The organism is Achromobacter sp. GW823-FHT04E03 (assembly GCF_058796095.1).
In genome coordinates this window covers 1,079,935-1,095,045 of record NZ_JBXAIJ010000002.1, presented here as the reverse complement: position 1 = coordinate 1,095,045, position 15,111 = coordinate 1,079,935, and the positions used below count along the sequence as shown (strand labels likewise).

The window sequence follows — 15,111 nt, the reverse complement described above, 5'->3', positions numbered from 1 at the left end:
TGCCGGAGACCGCAATGCTGAATCGCATTCCGGCCTGGGCCGCCTTGGCCCTGGCCAGCCTCGCCCCACTTGCGCAGGCCGCCTCACCCAACTACCCAGACAAGCCCGTCACGCTTGTCATTCCCTTTCCCCCCGGCGGCACCAGCGATGTGGTGGGCCGGCAACTCGCCATGCAGTTGGGCGAGGAGCTGGGAGGGACCTTTGTCGTCAACAACAAGGCCGGCGCATCCAGCATGATAGGTGCCACCTTCGTGGCGCGCGCACCCAAGGACGGATACACCCTGCTGCTTTCCTCCGGCAGCACCTTCACCGTCACGCCTCATTTGATGACCCAGATGTCGTACACGCTGGACGACTTCGCGCCGGTTTCCGCTATCGCCACCGTGCCGTTCGCCTTTGTAGTGAAGAAGGACTTTCCCGCAAAAAACGTGGCCGAATACGCCGCCTATGCCAAAGCTCATCCCGGCAAGGTCAACAACGCCACCAACGGTCTCGGCAGCATGGTCCATTTGCTGGGCGAGCTGGCTGCAGCTGGCATGGGCGTGGACGTGACGCAGGTGCATTACAAGGGCGCGGCGCCCGCCACCGTGGACATGATAGGCGGCGTGGTCGACTCCAACGTGGAGGCGCTTACCAGCGCCGTTCCCAATGTGCGCGCCGGGCAGTACCGCGCGCTGGCCGTGCTGAGTCCGCAGCGTCAACCGCTGTTGCCCGACGTGCCCACATTCGCCGAGCTGGGCTATCCGGACGTGGTCGGCGAAACCTGGTACGCCGTGTTCGCTCCGGCCGGGACCCCGGCGCCAGTGGTCGACAAGCTCAACGCCGCACTGCGCAAGATCACGGCTTCGCCACAGTTCGTGCGCACCATGCAGCAGATCGGCAATGAACCGCGCAGCAGCAGTCCGGCGGAACTGCGCGATATCACGTTGCGGGAGAGTCAGCGCTGGGGCGCGCTGATCGAGAAGTTGAAGATCCCGCCCGTGCAATAGGCGGGATCGCGGGCGCCCGGCTCAGCGCGGCAAGTAGCCGAGCGCCTGCATCCTGTGCAGATTTTCCAGCACCGACAGCTCGCTGTCGATGCAATCGCCGAAGCCGGCCTGGCGCAGCTTGATGGTGGATACCAGCGGCGGGAACGGCAAGGGGTGTTGCGCCGACCAGGTCGCGTCCGCGTACTGCCATGACAGCCCGATCAGGTCCGACAGCTCGTTCACATGCAAGCCCTCCCGCCGCGCCATCTCGCGCCAGACCTGGGCTTCGGCGGGCATGGCCTGCCGCATACGGGTCTGCACCAACTCCCCTGCTGGCATGCCGAAGAATTCGGCCAGGCGCTCAAACAGATGGCGCCAGGCCATCACATCGCCATTGGCGATATTGAAGACCTCACCCCAGGCTTGCGGCGCATCCCAGGCCCACTCGACCGCGCGGGCGATCAGACGCGCATCCGTGCATTCCGTCAAAAGCTCCGGATGCCCGGGATAAGCCAGCGGCTGGCCCGATTCCCGCAACAGCGCGGCGTAGGCGCCCAGCGTCGCCACTGGGTTCATGGCGCTACCCAGGGCAACGCCAAGCACGATCTGCGGGCGGAATATGGTCCATCGGAACCCTTGCCGCCGCGCCTTTTGTTCCAGCATGTCTTGCTGGTCGAAATAGAAATTGGCATGGTCGCGCACGGCGTCCTGCTCGCGCGCGGGGATGCGCATGGCCCGTCCCGTATGCACGCCGTAGGCCTTGGCGCCTTGCATCAGGGTCACATGCGCCAGCGGCGCGCCGTCCAATGCCGCCAACGTATTGGCCAGCATCCGCGTATTGATGGCGACGTTCTCCGGATCCCGCCACCCCTTGAGCAAATCCGGCTGCTCGTTCAAGGCGGCATAGACCAGATGCGTCACATCGCCGTGCTCGGCCAAGGCCTGCCGCGTTGCCTGCGCATCGCGCAGGTCGGCCGCAATCCATATCGCATCCCTGGCAAAGTCGGCCGACCGTCGCGACAAGCCTGCGCACAGCACGTCCGGCCGGCCATGCAGGTGCTCCATCACCGCCCGCCCCACCACGCCCAACGCGCCCACCACCAGCACCTTTTTTGTTGTCATTGCGACTCTCCGAACTCGAATGCGCCGTTGTCGATGGCGATCTCGCCGCGCTCCACAACCACGGCGCGAAAGCGCGCCAGTCCCGGCTGCTCCCGCCAGACATCGACCCGCAGCCTCTCGCCCGGATAGACCGGCGCGCGAAAACGCCCGCTCATGGCGCGCACCCGCTCGGGCTCTCCCGGACAGCAAAGGCGCGCCAGGCCCAGACCGGCCACGCCAAAGCTGGCCATGCCATGCAGGATCGGCCGCTTGAAGCCCGCCAGCCGCGCGGCCGCGGGATCGATATGCAGCGGGTTCAGGTCTGCCGACAACCGGTAGACCAGGGCGGCCTGCGGCGAAGTAGGGCAATCGACAGCCGCATCGGGTTCGCGCGCCGGCATCGCCGGCGGCGCCGGCCGCGCCGACGCCCGCCCGCCGAAACCGCCATCGCCACGGCAGAACACGGTCTGCTGCAGGGTAGCCAGCAAGACGCCGTCCGCGGCATCGAACAGTTCACGCTCGACGTACAGCAAGGCGCCCTTGCCGGCGCCCTTGTCCGCCAGGTCGACGATGCGAGTCACGCCTCTTACCCGCCCCTTGGGGGCAAGGGGCCGGTGCAGGCGTATGGACTGTTCGCCATGCACCGTGCGGCGCCAATCCAGCCCCAGCGGCAGATCGCGCAGCCAGAAGCCCGGGTCCGCCAACACGTTGACCAGGGTCGGCTGGACCTTCAGCCGGGTTTCATCGACGTAGGACAGCTCCTCCTCGTCGACGGGATTCATGCCCGCGCCGAGCGCGAGGGCGTAGAGCGCGCAGTCGCGCCAGTCGTATTCCTGGATGCGCTCAGGGATGCGCGCAGCCAACAGGGTTGCCGGATCGATGGGCATGCGAACCTCACAAAACGTCGGCGGTGCCGAGTATGGCCGTGGCCTGGCTGGACAGCACGCCGCCATTGGCATGGGCGAGCGACACCTGCACGTCGGGCACCTGCCGCTCGCCCGCCTCGCCCCGCAACTGCTGCACCGACTCCAGCAAGGTGTACAGGCCGTACATGCCAGGATGGTTGCAGGAGAGCCCGCCGCCGTTGGTATTGACCGGCAGGGAGCCCCCAGGCGCGATGGCGCCGCTGGCGACGAAGGCGCCCCCTTCCCCCTTGGCGCAGAAGCCCAGGTCCTCCAGGAACAGGATCGTGTTGATGGTGAACGCGTCATAGACCATGAGATGGCCAATGTCGCGCGGCGACAGCCCGGCCATGGCGTAGGCGCGTTGCCCTGACTCGACCGCGCAGGTGGTAGCCAGATCCGGCATGCAGGATATCTGCCTGTGGCTCGTCGCCACGCCGGTGCCCAGCACATAGACCGGCGGCCTGCGCAGGTCGCGCGCGCGATCCGCGCTGACCAGCACCACGGCGGCGCCGCCGTCGGTCACCAGGCAGCAATCCGCCTTGCTGAGCGGGTCGCTGACCATGCGCGAGGCCAGCACATCCGCGCGCGTCAACTCGCCGCGCACATAGGCATCCGGATTGCGCTGCGCCCACAGGCGCGCCGCCACCGCCACGTCCGCCAGCTGCTCGCGCGTGGTCCCATACCGATGCATGTGCCGCGCCGCGGCCAACGCATAGCTCGAGATCGGATAACGCGGCGCGAACGGCGTCTCGTAGGGCTGCGGGTCAGGCATGGATGCCAGCTTGCCGCCTGCGGTCAACTGGTTCGACCCGTAGCAGATCAGCGCGACATCGCACAGCCCGGTTTCCAGCGCAGCCATCGCCGATTGCAGATGGAACAGGAACGACGCACCGCCGACCATCGTGCCATCGGCCTGGCGCGGCTGTATGCCCAGCCGTTCCGCCACGTTCAGCACCGGCAGGCCGGATGTGGACATGGCGCAATACAGACCATCTACATCCTTCATCCCCAGGCCGCAATCTTCCAGCGCAAGGATCGCCGCCTCCTGCAGCTGATCGAAGGGAGAACGGCCGGGCGCATTCCAGCGCCGCGTATTGCCTATGCCGGCAATGGCGCAACGGCCTCGCAAGCGGGCGCTCATGAGCGTTCTCCCGGGGCGTCGAATACAACGTAGGCCCCGTCGTCGCCCGCGACGATGCGCGCGCGCACTTTTGAACCGATGGCAGGCGCGTCCACGCCCTCGACGCGGGTCATCATCCGCGCCCCGCCTTCCACTTCGACCAGCGAGACGTTGTAGTCTCCGGCGCGGTCGCGCACCGTCGTGGTTGAATAGACCACGCCCGCGCCCGGCGACTCGCGCCAGGTCAGCCGTGGGCTACCGCAGGCCCGGCAGACCAGCGCCGGAGGAAAGCGCACGCTGGCGCAGTCGTCGCAGTGCTGCAACAGGATACGGCCCTCCCGCAAACCCGCCTGATGGCGGACGTCGGGTCCGGGCCCGTCAAAACGCGCATCGCCAGCCATACCTCACCTCCCCTGCCAGACGGGCGCGCGCTTCTCGGCAAACGCCGCGGAACCTTCGCGGGCATCGGCCGACGTGAAGACATGCTCGGTCAGTTCGGCCTGGCGGCTCCAGATCTCGTCGGCCGGCCAGCCTTGCGACTCGGCGATGACGCGTTTGCTGGCTGCCACGGCCAGGGGCCCGTTGGCGACGATGCGGCGCGCCAGCTCCCGCGCGCCCTGCAGGGCCTCTCCGGGCGCAGTCACCTGGTTGATCAGGCCGTAGCTCAAGGCACGCGTTGCGGGAAACATGTCGCCGGTCAACGCCAGCTCCATCGCCACCCGGCACGGCAACTGCCGCGGCAGGCGGACCAGGCCGCCGGCAGTGGCCGCGAGCCCGCGCTTGACCTCCGGAACGCCGAACTGCGCATTCTCGGCCGCCACCACCAGATCGCAAGCCAGCACCAGCTCGAAGCCGCCCGCCAGCGCATATCCCTCGACCGCCGCGATAAGCGGCTTTTTCGGCGGGCGCATGGTCAGCCCGCCGAATCCTCGCCCTTCTATGCTGGGCCGTTCGCCGCGTAGAAAGCCTTTCAGGTCCATGCCGGCGCAGAACGAACCGCCGGCGCCGGTCAGGATGCCTATGCGCAGGTCCTCGCGGTCATCCAGTTCATCCACGGCTGCGGCGATGGCCCGCGCCACGGCAAGGGTCACCGCATTGCGCGCTTGCGACCGGTTGATGGTGATCGTCAGGATTCCGTCGCTGCTCTCCAGCAATACCTCGTCGCTTTCCGTCTTGTTCTCGGTCATCGTTATCTCCTCTACACGTCAGCGTGGGGCCATGCGCAAGGCGCCATCCAGACGGATGGTTTCGCCGTTGAGCATGGGGTTGGCAATGATGTGTTCTGCCAGCAGGGCGTATTCCGCGGGCATGCCCAGGCGCGCCGGGTGCGGCACCGAGGCTGACAAGGTCTTGCGGGCATCGTCAGAAACGCGAGCCAGCATGGGCGTATCGAAAATTCCAGGCGCGATGGTGCAGACGCGTATCGCCTTGCTGGCCAGGTCGCGCGCGGCCACGATGGTCATGCCCACCACGCCGGCCTTGGAAGAGGCATAGCCGATCTGGCCGATCTGGCCTTCGTACGCCGCCACCGAAGCGGTCAGGATGCAGACGCCCCGTTCGCCCTCGTCGTCCACCGGGTTGCGCGCCATATGGGCCGCCGCCACGCGCAGGGTGTTGAAAGTGCCGATCAGATTGATGCGGACGATGTCCGTATAGGTTTCCAGCGAGCCGGGATTTCCTTCTTTGTCGATGAGACGTACCGGCCCGCCGCGGCCCGCGCAATGCACCAGCACCCGCAAGGGGCCGAGCGTGGCCGCCAGTTCGCACGCGGCCTGCACGTCGGCCTCCCGGGTGACATCCGTGGGAGCGAACAGCGCCCCGATATCGCGGGCGGCTGCCTCCCCCGCTGAACCAGGCAGATCCGCGATCACCACCTTCATGCCCTGCGCGACCAGGCGTTGCGCCGTCGCCAGGCCCAGCCCGGATGCGCCGCCTGTCACCAGCGCGCTGTTGCCTTCTGTCTTCATGCCAAAGCCCTCAGTGACGAAAAAGGAAATTTCATAGTACATACCAATGAGTATCTGATCAATAAAAACCAAAAAACTGATTTTTTACCTAGGGAAAATGCCTAGAATCAAACTTTATTTACGCCGTTGACCTATCAAAATACCGAATGGTATGTTTACTCCGACAGCCGATTCAGAGTGCCGGAGACCTACCGGCCCGCGGCCTCCGTCAACCGTTGCACCACGCAGTCCCCATTTATGCAGCACGGCGGCCATGGCCGCCGCAGCGCCGGCGCAGACCGGTGTCACAAAAATCAGGAGACAGGCATGAAGCGGATACAACAGTTGTTGCGCATGGCATCGCCCCTGGCGCTGGCGGCCTCGATGGCCTTGTGCGCACCCGTCGGGGCGGCCACCGCGCCCATCAAGGTAGGCGTCATCTTCCCGTTGTCGGGCGGCGCGGGTCCGCAAGGCCAGCACGTCACGCAAGCGATTCAGGCCATGGCGGCGGTGATCAATGAAGACGGCGGCGTGCTCGGCCGTCCGATCGAGATCGTGTCGCGCGACGACGAATCCACGCCGGCGGTCGGCGTGTCACGCGCCACCGAACTCATCAGCGCCGGCGTGTCGGTCATCATCGAAGGCTGGAACAGCCCGGTGACGTTGGCGATGCAGCCCGTGATCGCCCGCGCCGGCGTGCTGGACATCACCGCAATCTCCAAGGCAGACCCCATTCTTTCCGGCGAAGGCAATCCGCTGGCGATCCGGCTGAACAGCTCGAACGCACAGGACGGCACGGTCATCGCCGAATACATCGCCAAGACCGCCGGCGCCAAGCGCGTCGCCTTTCTTACCGAGAACGACGCCTACGGCAACGGTGCGCAGGAATCCATCGAGAAGGCGCTGAAGGCTCTCGGGCACACCTATGAAAAAGTGGCCGAGGAGAAATTCCCCTTCACCCAAGCCGACTTCCGCGTCGCCATGACCAACGTGCGCGCCGCCAAGCCAGACATCACCGTCGCCATTAACGCCAACGAAGGCCTGGGCATGCCCGCCATCATCCGCCAGGCCCGCCAATCACGCCTGCCGGGCCAACTGGTGAGCGCGGTCGGCACCGTGGCCCCCAGCGTCATCAACGTAGCGGGCGATGCCTCGGACGGCCTGATAGGCGCGGACATCTACTTCCCCGACGTCGAGCCCTTCGCCTCGAACAGCGCCAACAAGCGCTTCGTCGCCAAGACGCAGGAGATGTTCAAGTACACGCCGGACAAGTTCATGGCGCTGGGCGCGACCTCGCTGCAGGTTTGGGCCCAGGCGGTCAACGAGCTCAAAACGCTCGATCGCGAACCTGTGGCCAAGCGCATACGCGGCGGCAGTTTCAAGGGCACGCTCATGGGCGACGTCACGTTCGAGCCCAACGGCCAGCTGCAGTCGCACTATTACCTGTTCACGGTCAAAGACCGAAAGATCGCGGTCAAGCCATGACTGCCGCCTTGCGCGTGGACAGCCTGGCCGTGCGCTACGGCGCGCTGGTCGCCCTGGAAGACGTCAGCTGGGAAGTCAGCGCCGGCGAATTGCTGGGCATCATCGGCCCCAACGGCGCCGGCAAGAGCTCGTGCTACGACGCCGTGTCTGCGCTGGTCCCCCGCGGCGGCAGCGTGCATCTGCGCGGGCGCAACATCAGCGCCGTGCCGGCCCACGGGCTGGCGCGGCTGGGCATCAAACGCGCGTTCCAGCAAAACGCCTTCTTTGACCAGTTGAGCGTGCGCGACAACATGGTGGCGGCGTTGGGCGGCACGGCCGGCCTCGGCGCCTGCATTTTGCGCCCGCTGACGGCGGGCCGGCAGGCGCAGGCCCTGCGCGACCAGGCCGCCAAGCGCCTGGAGCGCTTCGGCCTGCCGCCCGATTGCCACGATCTGAAGCCGCATGAAATCTCGTACGGCATGCAGCGCATGCTGTCCATCGCGCTGGCCTACGGCTCGGGCGCCGACGTGCTGCTGCTGGACGAACCCGCCGCGGGGCTGGGCGGCGCCGACATGGCAGCCCTGACCTCGCTGTTGCGCTCGCTCAAGGCCGAGGGCGTGGCCGTGGTGGTGATCGAGCATCACATGGACCTCATCATGTCCGTCGCCGACCGCATCTGCGTCCTCAACCTCGGCAAGACTTTGGCCTGCGGCACGCCGGCAGAGATCCAGCGCGACCCGCGCGTGCTCCAGGCCTATCTCGGAGGCGATTCATGATGTCCACGCCACACGTACTCAGCGCGCGGCGTCTCGATGTCGCCTATGCCGGCAATCGCGTGCTCCAGCTTGACCAGCTGGACCTGCGGGCCGGAGAGATCGTCGGGGTGATAGGCGCCAATGGAGCAGGCAAGTCGACGCTGGTCAACGCCCTGCTGGGCTGGTCGCGCGGTCAGCCCGCGGTCAGCGGCGAGGTCCAGCTTTCGGGACGGCCCATCGACGGCCTGCCGACACATGAGCGCGTACGCGCGGGACTGTTGCTGGTGCCGGAGTCTCGCCTGGTCTTTTCACGCATGACGGTGGAAGAGAATCTCGCCCCCGCCATCACGCCCGCCGAGGACTCGTCGCGCCGCTATTACGAGCGCGACGATGTCTACGATCTATTCCCCCGTCTGCGCGAACGCCGCCTGCACCTGGGTGGTCAGCTCTCCGGCGGCGAGCGGCAGATGCTGGGCATCGGCCGCTCGCTCATGATGGGGCCGCGCGCCCTGCTGCTGGATGAACCTTCCATCGGGCTCGCGCCCATGCTGGTGACGCAAGTGCTGCAAAGCCTGCGCTCGCTCGCCAGCGCCGGCCTGGCCATCCTGCTGGTGGAACAGAACGTACGCGCCGCCTTGCAGGTGGTCGATCGTCTGCTACTGCTCGAGCGCGGCCGGCTGGTGCTGCAAGGCCCCGCAGCAGAGGTCGGCGCGGATCCACGCATCGCGCAAGCCTATCTGGGAGCACATACGACATGAGCCTGCTGCAACAGTTGATAAATGGCCTGGTGCTGGGCCATGCCTACGCGCTGATCGCCATCGGCTGGACCTTGTTGCTGGGCGTTGCCCGGCTGGTCAACTTCGGCCACGGCCAGATGTACATGCTGGGCGCCTTCGTCACCTGGTGGGCGACCACCACCGCCGGCCTGCCCTATCTGCTGGCCTTGCCGCTGGCCATGGCGGCCGGCGCGCTGATCGGCATCATCATGCAGCGCATCATGCTGCGCGCCACGTTCGAACAGAACCTGGTGTCGATCATGATCATGACGCTCGGCTTTGGCTATGTCATGCACGGCGCAGCGTCGTTGGCCTTCGGCTCGACAGGACAAATTCTGGATACCGCCTGGTCGCAACGCGATATCGAGATCGGCGACCTGTGGCTGACCTGGCAGGATGCCGCCATCGTCGCCGCCGCCATCCTGCTGTTCCTGCTGCTCAAGCGCGTGCTCGACGGCAGCCGCGCCGGAAGGCTGGTGCGCATGGTGGCCGAGGATCCCAAGCTGGCCCAACTGGCGGGTATCAATGTGCGGCAGGTCTACTACGGCGTGTTCGCCTTCGAAGGCGCGGCGGTCGCCCTGGCCGCCGGGCTGGTGGCCCCGCGCACGCCGATCCTGACCTCCATGGGTTTCGAAGAGGTCATCATCACTTTCGTCGTGGTCGTGCTGGGGGGCATCGGCAGCGTGACCGGCAGTTACGTCGCGGGCGTCGCACTGGGCGTCTTTACCGCGCTGTTCAGCGCCCTGGTGTCGCCCGCATACGCAACCGCCGCGGCCTTCGTCGTACTGATTGGCGTGCTGGTGCTGCGCCCTGGCGGCCTGACCGCCGGCTCGATGAAAGGAGTCCATTGATGGCCACGCTTTCCGCCTCGCGTCTCGCGCTGCTGCCGGGCGCCGTCATCGTATTCTTCCTGCCTTCCTGGCTGGGCGGCAGCCAGGCTCTCTACAGCGCCGCCGTGCTGATCGCCATCATGGCCATCATGGCCTACGGGCTGGATGTCATCGTCTCGGACCTGGGCGAGGTGAGCCTGGGACATACTGTCTTCTTCGCCGCGGGAGCTTATGTGACGGCGTTGCTGGCCACCCGCCCCGGCGCTAGCGCCTGGTTGACGCTGGCCGCGTCGATTGCGGTCGCCCTGGGATTGGCGGCAGTAATCGGATTGGCCACCCTGCGCTTGCGCGAGTTCGTCTTTTCGCTGGTGACGTACGCGGTCGCCGTGGTCGCCATGACCCTGGCAGCCAACTGGGCCTTCCTGGGCGGCTCGGATGGCATCCGCGGCCTGCCCACGCTGGACTTGTCCATCGGCGGCTGGACGCTCAGTGCCGGCAATGACCAGACGCTCTGGCCCTACGCGTTCACGCTGCTGGCGATCACGCTCTACCTGGTGGACCGCTTCCGCCACTCGCGCCTGGGCCAGGCGGCGCTGATGGTGCACCTGAATCCCCGCCTGGCCACCATGAACGGCATCGATCCGCTCAGGGTGCGCCTGCAGGTCTTCCTGTTCTCGGCGCCCATCACGGCCTGCGCGGGCTGGCTGTATGCCTATCAGCGCGCCTACGTCAGCGCCGACATCCTTGAAACCTACTTCCTCATCCTGATGCTGACCGCCGTCGTACTGGTCGGCCGCCGCCAGTTGCTCGGGCCGCTACTGGCCACCGCGTTGATCCTGATCCAGGAAAAGTTTTTCTCGTTCGGAGGCTATGTCGACAAAATCGTGCTCGGCAGCCTGCTGATCCTTGTTCTGGCTTTCTTTCCGCAAGGGCTGATGGGCCTGCTGGCGACACGTCGCAAGCGTCCCAAGGCCATGGCGACCACACTGGAGAACTCGAAGTGACTGTTATCTGGAATCCCACACTGGACGATACCGCCACCCGCTGGCAGGCCCTGGCCCATAAGCTGGGCTCCGAGCGCTTCGCGCCGCTCGCCCCCGAACTGGACCGTGAACAACGCTATCCCTGGGAGACCATCGCCGCCCTGGTGGAAAACAAGTTCACCGGCCTGTTCCTACCCACGCAATGGGGCGGCCAGGGCGCCAACCTGGTCGCCACCGTGGCGGCGGTCGAAGCCCTGGGCACGCACTGCGCTTCGACCGCCGCCATCATGTGCGCCTATCAGTTGGGCGCGTTCCCCCTGCTGCTGGCCGGCACGGACGAGCAGAAATCCTTCTATCTGCGCGAAATGGCCGAGGGCCGCGCCACCAGCTTTGCACTTTCCGAGCGCATCGCCGGTTCGGATGCCGCGGCCATCGAGGCCACGGCCGTGCGCGAAGGCGGCGGCTGGCGCCTGCGCGGGGAGAAATACTGGATCGGCAATGGCGGCGCGTCTCGTTACTACGTGGTCTTTGCCAAGACCGACCCGGCGGCAGGAGGACGCGGCATCAGCGCCTTCATGGTCGACAAGGAGCAGCCGGGCGCGGTCATTGACGAACTCTCCGACAAGATGGGCATCCGCGGCACCCAGACCTCGAACCTGAAACTCGACCTGGTCGTGCCCGAAAGCGCCCAGGTCGGTGAACTCAACCGCGCGCTGCGCCTGGCGTTGCAGACGTTGAATGTCGGCCGCATCATGGTCGCCGCCCAGTCCCTTGGCGTGGCGCTGGCTAGCTACCGCGAGGCCGCCGCCCGCGCCGTGGCGCGCCGGACTTTTGGCCAACCCATCGGGGACAACCAGGCCATCGGCTTTCGCCTTGCCGACATGGCCACGGAAATCTCGGCTGCCCGCATGATGCTGTACCAGGCTGCCCAAGCCTATGACCGCCAGGAAGACGTCTCCAACCTGGGCGCCATGACCAAGCTGTTCGCCTCGGAGGTTTCGCACCGGGTAGTGGACAATACCGTTCAGATCTGGGGCGGGCTGGGCTACTGCAAGCCTACGGTGGCCGAGCGGCTGTACCGCGACCAGCGCATACTCGAGATCTATGAGGGCTCTTCCGAAATCCAGCGGCTGGTCTTGTCGCGCGCGGTACGCAAGGAGGCGGAAGAGCTGGCTATTTGACCCGATTCCGAAAAGAGGTAGCAATGGTGAGTGCACAACAGAACCCGGCAGAAGTGGGCGGCGGCGAGTCGCGCGAGGAAATCCTGCAGGCGGCCGCGGAACTCTTCATGGAGTTCGGCTATGCGGCCACTTCCATCGACGCGGTCGCCCAACGCCTGGGCGCCACCAAGGGCCGCATCTACCACCACTACCGGAGCAAGGCCGACCTGTTCTTCGACGTGCAGGTGGCGGCAATGACCCGGCTGACGGACGAGATCGACCCCATCGCCCGCGGCGGCGGCAAGGCGGTCGAACGCCTGTCGGCCATGGCGCTGCGCCATACCCAGATCCTGCTCAAGGAATTGCCGATGCAGAAGGTGGCGGTGCAGGGGCTGGAGCGTCACCTGCTCGAGGCGTCCGCGGCCGCCAAGCGGCTGCGGTCCGTGGTGAAGATGCGCGATGACTACGAGCAGATGTTCGTCGAGGTGATCGATGACGGCATCCGCGAACGTGACTTCGTGGACCTTCCCGCCAGGATGTTGAGCAAACCCTTCTTTGGCGCGCTGAACTGGGCCACCGTGTGGTACAGCCAGCGGCGTCTGCAGAGCGACGCGGCGATAGACGATATCGCGCACACCCTCGCGGCCTATGCGCTGCGGGGGCTACTCAAGGACTCCAACAATGAAGCAGCAAGAGCAACTCCCCTATTCCAGTACCATCTGGGATGAGGTCGAAACCTGGTCGCGCGACCGCATCGAGACCTTCCAGCTCGAAGCCTTGCGCCGGCAGTTGCGGCGCGTCGCGGATACCAGCGAGCACTACCGCAAGGTGTTCGCGGACGCGGGCTTCGTTCCAGAAGACCTCAAGACCCTGGCAGACCTGAGACGCCTGCCTTTCACCCACAAGCGCGACTATCTCGAAGGCCTGCGCGCCGCACCGCCCTTCGGCACGCTGGCCGCGGTCCAGCCCGGCGAGGCCGTGCGGGTGCACTTTTCCTCCGGCACCACGGCGCAGCCCGCTCCCGTGCTCTGGACCCAGCATGACGTGGACCGCTGGGCCGAGCTGTACGCACGCTATCTCTACGGCCAGGGGCTGCGCCGCGGCGATGTCTTCCAATGCATGTTCAATTACGCCTGGTTCGTCGGCGGCCTGGGCGCCACCCTGGCCGCGCAGCGGGTCGGCGCGCTGGTGATTCCGGGCTCCTCCGGCGACACGCAACGCCAGGTGGAAACCATCTTCCAGTACGGCACGGACTGCGTCATCGGCACCCCGTCCTTCATGGCCCACATGGCCGAGACCGCCCAATCCATGGGACGCGACCTGCGCGAATCCCGCGTGCGCATGGTCTGCGTCGGCGGCGAGCCCGGCGCCAGCGTGGCCGGCACGCGCGAACGCATCGAGCGCCTGTGGGGCGCCAAGATGTTCGACTGCTACGGCGCCCTGGAATGCCAACCCATAGGCTGGGATACCGCCGCGCAGCTCGGCCCCACGCTGGCCGAGGATTTCATCTACGTCGAAATCCTGCACCCCGACACGCATGAGCCGGTGGCCGACGGCGAACGCGGCGTGCTGGTGCTCACCCATCTGGACAAGCAGGCCTGCCCGCTGGTGCGCTGGTGGACTGGAGACATCGTGGTGCGCGACAGCCGCCCGGGCCCCGATGGCCGCACCCATGCCCGCCTGCCTGGCGGCGTGCTCGGCCGCGCCGATGACATGCTGATCGTGCGCGGCGTGAATCTGTTCCCGTCCGCCATCGAAGACGTGGTCCGTGGCTTTGCCGGCGTCAGCAATGAATACGTGATCATCATCGACGACAGCGTCAAGGATCCGAGCACGGGCTTCCTGACCGGCGTGAAGCTGCGCGTCGAACGCGAACCCGGCGCCAGCGCCGACCTCGGCGAAAGGCTGTCGCAACTGCTGCGCGATCGCCTGCAGGTGCGCTTTCACGTGGAAGTGGTGGAAAACGGCACCCTGCCGCGCACCGTCCACAAAGCCAAGCGGGTGATCCATGCCTGAGGCCGACACTCCACGCCCCCTTGCCGGCAAGCGCGTCATCGAGCTGTCGCAGTTCATCGCAGGCCCTACCGCCGCGCAGTACCTGGCGGATTTCGGCGCCGACGTGGTCAAGGTGGAGCCGCCGCGCGGCGATGGCGTGCGTACCTTGCCGGGAAATAGCTTCGGCAGCTTCTACGCTCGCAGCTTCAACACGGGCAAGCGGAGCCAGGTGCTGGACCTGGCCGCGCCGGACGGACGAGAAGCACTGGAGACGCTGCTGGCGCAGGCCGACGCCTTCATCTGCAATCTGGCCCCGGGATCGCTCGCCCGTCTGGACCTGCAAGGCCCGGCGTTATGCGCACGCCATCCCCGCCTGACCGTCGTGCTCATCTCCGGCTATGGACAGCAGGACGACCGCATCTGCATGGACACCATCGCGCAATGCGAATCCGGCTTCGCCCTCTTGAACGGCGACGAGGACGGCTCGCCGCGCCTGACCACGAGCTGGCCCGTGGACATGTTCAGCGGCATGTACGCGGGACTGTCCTGCGCGATGGCAATGCTCGAAGGCCGCGGGCGCTTGATCGATCTCTCCATGATGGAGGTGGCGTCCGCAATGCTGCTGGGGCCGGCGGCGCTGGCGCTAAGCGAAGGCGAAACACTGGATCCGCCCATGGGCAACCGCGACCGCGCGTCGGCGCCTTCCAGCATATATCGCTGCGCAGACGGCCATGTCTACATCCTGGGCGGGCTGGACAGCTATTGGGCGCGCCTGCGCCCGCTGATCGGCGCGGACGATGCACCCATCAAGGAACGCATCCGCCGCGCGGCGCACTTCGACGCCCAGGTGGAAGCCTGGACCCTGCCGCAGACCCGCGAAGCCGTGCTCCGGCAGATGCGGGACATGCAGATCCCGGCCGGCAACGTCCGGGCGCCGGCCGAAGCGCTGACGCTCATCCGCGGCCTGCGGCCTGGGGCCGTATCGCAGGAACTCGCCAACGGCGAACACGTGCCGGCCTTTCCCGCCCTGTTCGACGGTCAACGCATCCCCCGCAGCCCCACGCCGGCCATCGGCGGCGGGCGGCGGCAGGTCTCTTGAATTCCTACT

The 15,111-nt window shown here is 66.6% G+C and carries 16 protein-coding genes; 10 read left to right on the top strand and 6 right to left on the bottom strand.

All coding sequences use genetic code 11. The annotated features are described in order from the left end of the window. Positions 1-14 precede the first annotated feature (14 nt). Positions 15-989, top strand: a complete 975-nt coding sequence (locus AC1RHV_RS16415) for a Bug family tripartite tricarboxylate transporter substrate binding protein (protein ID WP_192352836.1) — start codon at positions 15-17, stop codon at positions 987-989. A gap of 21 nt (positions 990-1,010) precedes the next feature. On the opposite strand, the gene AC1RHV_RS16410 is transcribed toward AC1RHV_RS16415, so the two are convergent. From AC1RHV_RS16410 to AC1RHV_RS16385, 6 genes are read right to left on the bottom strand one after another with little or no spacing between them, the layout of a single operon-like run. Then, the gene (locus tag AC1RHV_RS16410) at positions 1,011-2,090 is read right to left on the bottom strand and encodes an NAD-dependent epimerase/dehydratase family protein (protein WP_492301356.1); all 1,080 of its coding nucleotides are present in this window, start codon (positions 2,088-2,090) and stop codon (positions 1,011-1,013) included. Continuing rightward, positions 2,087-2,956 carry a MaoC/PaaZ C-terminal domain-containing protein gene (locus AC1RHV_RS16405; protein ID WP_492301355.1) on the bottom strand — a complete coding sequence of 290 codons (870 nt, stop codon included), beginning with the start codon at positions 2,954-2,956 and terminating at the stop codon, positions 2,087-2,089. The genes AC1RHV_RS16410 and AC1RHV_RS16405 overlap by 4 nt, the downstream gene beginning before the upstream one ends. Before the next feature lie 7 nt (positions 2,957-2,963). After that, a complete protein-coding gene (locus AC1RHV_RS16400) occupies positions 2,964-4,115 on the bottom strand; it encodes a thiolase family protein (protein WP_054452158.1) in 1,152 nt (383 codons plus the stop codon). Continuing rightward, positions 4,112-4,438, bottom strand: coding sequence for a Zn-ribbon domain-containing OB-fold protein (locus AC1RHV_RS16395; protein ID WP_233564553.1), 327 nt, complete (start codon positions 4,436-4,438; stop codon positions 4,112-4,114). Before AC1RHV_RS16395 ends, AC1RHV_RS16400 begins: the two co-directional genes overlap by 4 nt. A 60-nt stretch (positions 4,439-4,498) precedes the next feature. Further along, positions 4,499-5,281, bottom strand: a complete 783-nt coding sequence (locus AC1RHV_RS16390; RefSeq protein WP_492301353.1) for a crotonase/enoyl-CoA hydratase family protein — start codon at positions 5,279-5,281, stop codon at positions 4,499-4,501. An 18-nt stretch (positions 5,282-5,299) separates the two neighbouring features. Beyond that, positions 5,300-6,061: an SDR family NAD(P)-dependent oxidoreductase gene (locus AC1RHV_RS16385; RefSeq protein WP_175180519.1), complete on the bottom strand. Its 762-nt coding sequence runs from the start codon at positions 6,059-6,061 to the stop codon at positions 5,300-5,302. 306 nt (positions 6,062-6,367) lie between these two features. Between AC1RHV_RS16385 and AC1RHV_RS16380 the strand changes: the two genes are divergently transcribed. From AC1RHV_RS16380 to AC1RHV_RS16340, 9 genes are read left to right on the top strand one after another with little or no spacing between them, the layout of a single operon-like run. Continuing rightward, positions 6,368-7,525, top strand: coding sequence for an ABC transporter substrate-binding protein (locus AC1RHV_RS16380; RefSeq protein ID WP_492301350.1), 1,158 nt, complete (start codon positions 6,368-6,370; stop codon positions 7,523-7,525). Beyond that, entirely contained in the window at positions 7,522-8,280 is a 759-nt protein-coding gene (locus AC1RHV_RS16375; RefSeq protein ID WP_054452162.1) for an ABC transporter ATP-binding protein, read from the top strand. Before AC1RHV_RS16380 ends, AC1RHV_RS16375 begins: the two co-directional genes overlap by 4 nt. Then, positions 8,277-9,017 carry an ABC transporter ATP-binding protein gene (locus tag AC1RHV_RS16370; RefSeq protein WP_225588873.1) on the top strand — a complete coding sequence of 247 codons (741 nt, stop codon included), beginning with the start codon at positions 8,277-8,279 and terminating at the stop codon, positions 9,015-9,017. Before AC1RHV_RS16375 ends, AC1RHV_RS16370 begins: the two co-directional genes overlap by 4 nt. Next, entirely contained in the window at positions 9,014-9,886 is an 873-nt protein-coding gene (locus tag AC1RHV_RS16365) for a branched-chain amino acid ABC transporter permease (RefSeq protein ID WP_054452164.1), read from the top strand. Before AC1RHV_RS16370 ends, AC1RHV_RS16365 begins: the two co-directional genes overlap by 4 nt. Further along, positions 9,886-10,869, top strand: coding sequence for a branched-chain amino acid ABC transporter permease (locus AC1RHV_RS16360; protein WP_492301349.1), 984 nt, complete (start codon positions 9,886-9,888; stop codon positions 10,867-10,869). Before AC1RHV_RS16365 ends, AC1RHV_RS16360 begins: the two co-directional genes overlap by 1 nt. After that, complete coding sequence (locus tag AC1RHV_RS16355; protein WP_054452166.1) at positions 10,866-12,029, top strand: acyl-CoA dehydrogenase family protein; 1,164 nt, start codon at positions 10,866-10,868, stop codon at positions 12,027-12,029. The genes AC1RHV_RS16360 and AC1RHV_RS16355 overlap by 4 nt, the downstream gene beginning before the upstream one ends. A 23-nt stretch (positions 12,030-12,052) precedes the next feature. After that, positions 12,053-12,736 (top strand): TetR/AcrR family transcriptional regulator, encoded by a 684-nt coding sequence (locus AC1RHV_RS16350; RefSeq protein ID WP_054452167.1) that lies wholly within the window; start codon positions 12,053-12,055, stop codon positions 12,734-12,736. Then, a complete protein-coding gene (locus AC1RHV_RS16345) occupies positions 12,690-14,024 on the top strand; it encodes a phenylacetate--CoA ligase family protein (protein WP_054452168.1) in 1,335 nt (444 codons plus the stop codon). The genes AC1RHV_RS16350 and AC1RHV_RS16345 overlap by 47 nt, the downstream gene beginning before the upstream one ends. Then, the gene (locus AC1RHV_RS16340; protein WP_119450433.1) at positions 14,017-15,102 is read left to right on the top strand and encodes a CoA transferase; all 1,086 of its coding nucleotides are present in this window, start codon (positions 14,017-14,019) and stop codon (positions 15,100-15,102) included. The genes AC1RHV_RS16345 and AC1RHV_RS16340 overlap by 8 nt, the downstream gene beginning before the upstream one ends. Positions 15,103-15,111 lie beyond the last annotated feature (9 nt).

Excerpts from the sequence above, each read along its gene's own strand:
- AC1RHV_RS16405 (WP_492301355.1), bottom strand. The coding sequence starts at position 2,956 with ATGCCCATCGATCCGGCAACCCTGTTGGCTGCGCGCATCCCTGAGCGC.
- AC1RHV_RS16370 (WP_225588873.1), top strand. The coding sequence starts at position 8,277 with ATGATGTCCACGCCACACGTACTCAGCGCGCGGCGTCTCGATGTCGCC.
- AC1RHV_RS16350 (WP_054452167.1), top strand. The coding sequence starts at position 12,053 with ATGGTGAGTGCACAACAGAACCCGGCAGAAGTGGGCGGCGGCGAGTCG.
- AC1RHV_RS16400 (WP_054452158.1), bottom strand. The coding sequence starts at position 4,115 with ATGAGCGCCCGCTTGCGAGGCCGTTGCGCCATTGCCGGCATAGGCAAT.
- AC1RHV_RS16410 (WP_492301356.1), bottom strand. The coding sequence starts at position 2,090 with ATGACAACAAAAAAGGTGCTGGTGGTGGGCGCGTTGGGCGTGGTGGGG.
- AC1RHV_RS16340 (WP_119450433.1), top strand. The coding sequence starts at position 14,017 with ATGCCTGAGGCCGACACTCCACGCCCCCTTGCCGGCAAGCGCGTCATC.
- AC1RHV_RS16415 (WP_192352836.1), top strand. The coding sequence starts at position 15 with ATGCTGAATCGCATTCCGGCCTGGGCCGCCTTGGCCCTGGCCAGCCTC.
- AC1RHV_RS16390 (WP_492301353.1), bottom strand. The coding sequence starts at position 5,281 with ATGACCGAGAACAAGACGGAAAGCGACGAGGTATTGCTGGAGAGCAGC.
- AC1RHV_RS16365 (WP_054452164.1), top strand. The coding sequence starts at position 9,014 with ATGAGCCTGCTGCAACAGTTGATAAATGGCCTGGTGCTGGGCCATGCC.
- AC1RHV_RS16385 (WP_175180519.1), bottom strand. The coding sequence starts at position 6,061 with ATGAAGACAGAAGGCAACAGCGCGCTGGTGACAGGCGGCGCATCCGGG.
- AC1RHV_RS16345 (WP_054452168.1), top strand. The coding sequence starts at position 12,690 with ATGAAGCAGCAAGAGCAACTCCCCTATTCCAGTACCATCTGGGATGAG.
- AC1RHV_RS16375 (WP_054452162.1), top strand. The coding sequence starts at position 7,522 with ATGACTGCCGCCTTGCGCGTGGACAGCCTGGCCGTGCGCTACGGCGCG.
- AC1RHV_RS16380 (WP_492301350.1), top strand. The coding sequence starts at position 6,368 with ATGAAGCGGATACAACAGTTGTTGCGCATGGCATCGCCCCTGGCGCTG.
- AC1RHV_RS16360 (WP_492301349.1), top strand. The coding sequence starts at position 9,886 with ATGGCCACGCTTTCCGCCTCGCGTCTCGCGCTGCTGCCGGGCGCCGTC.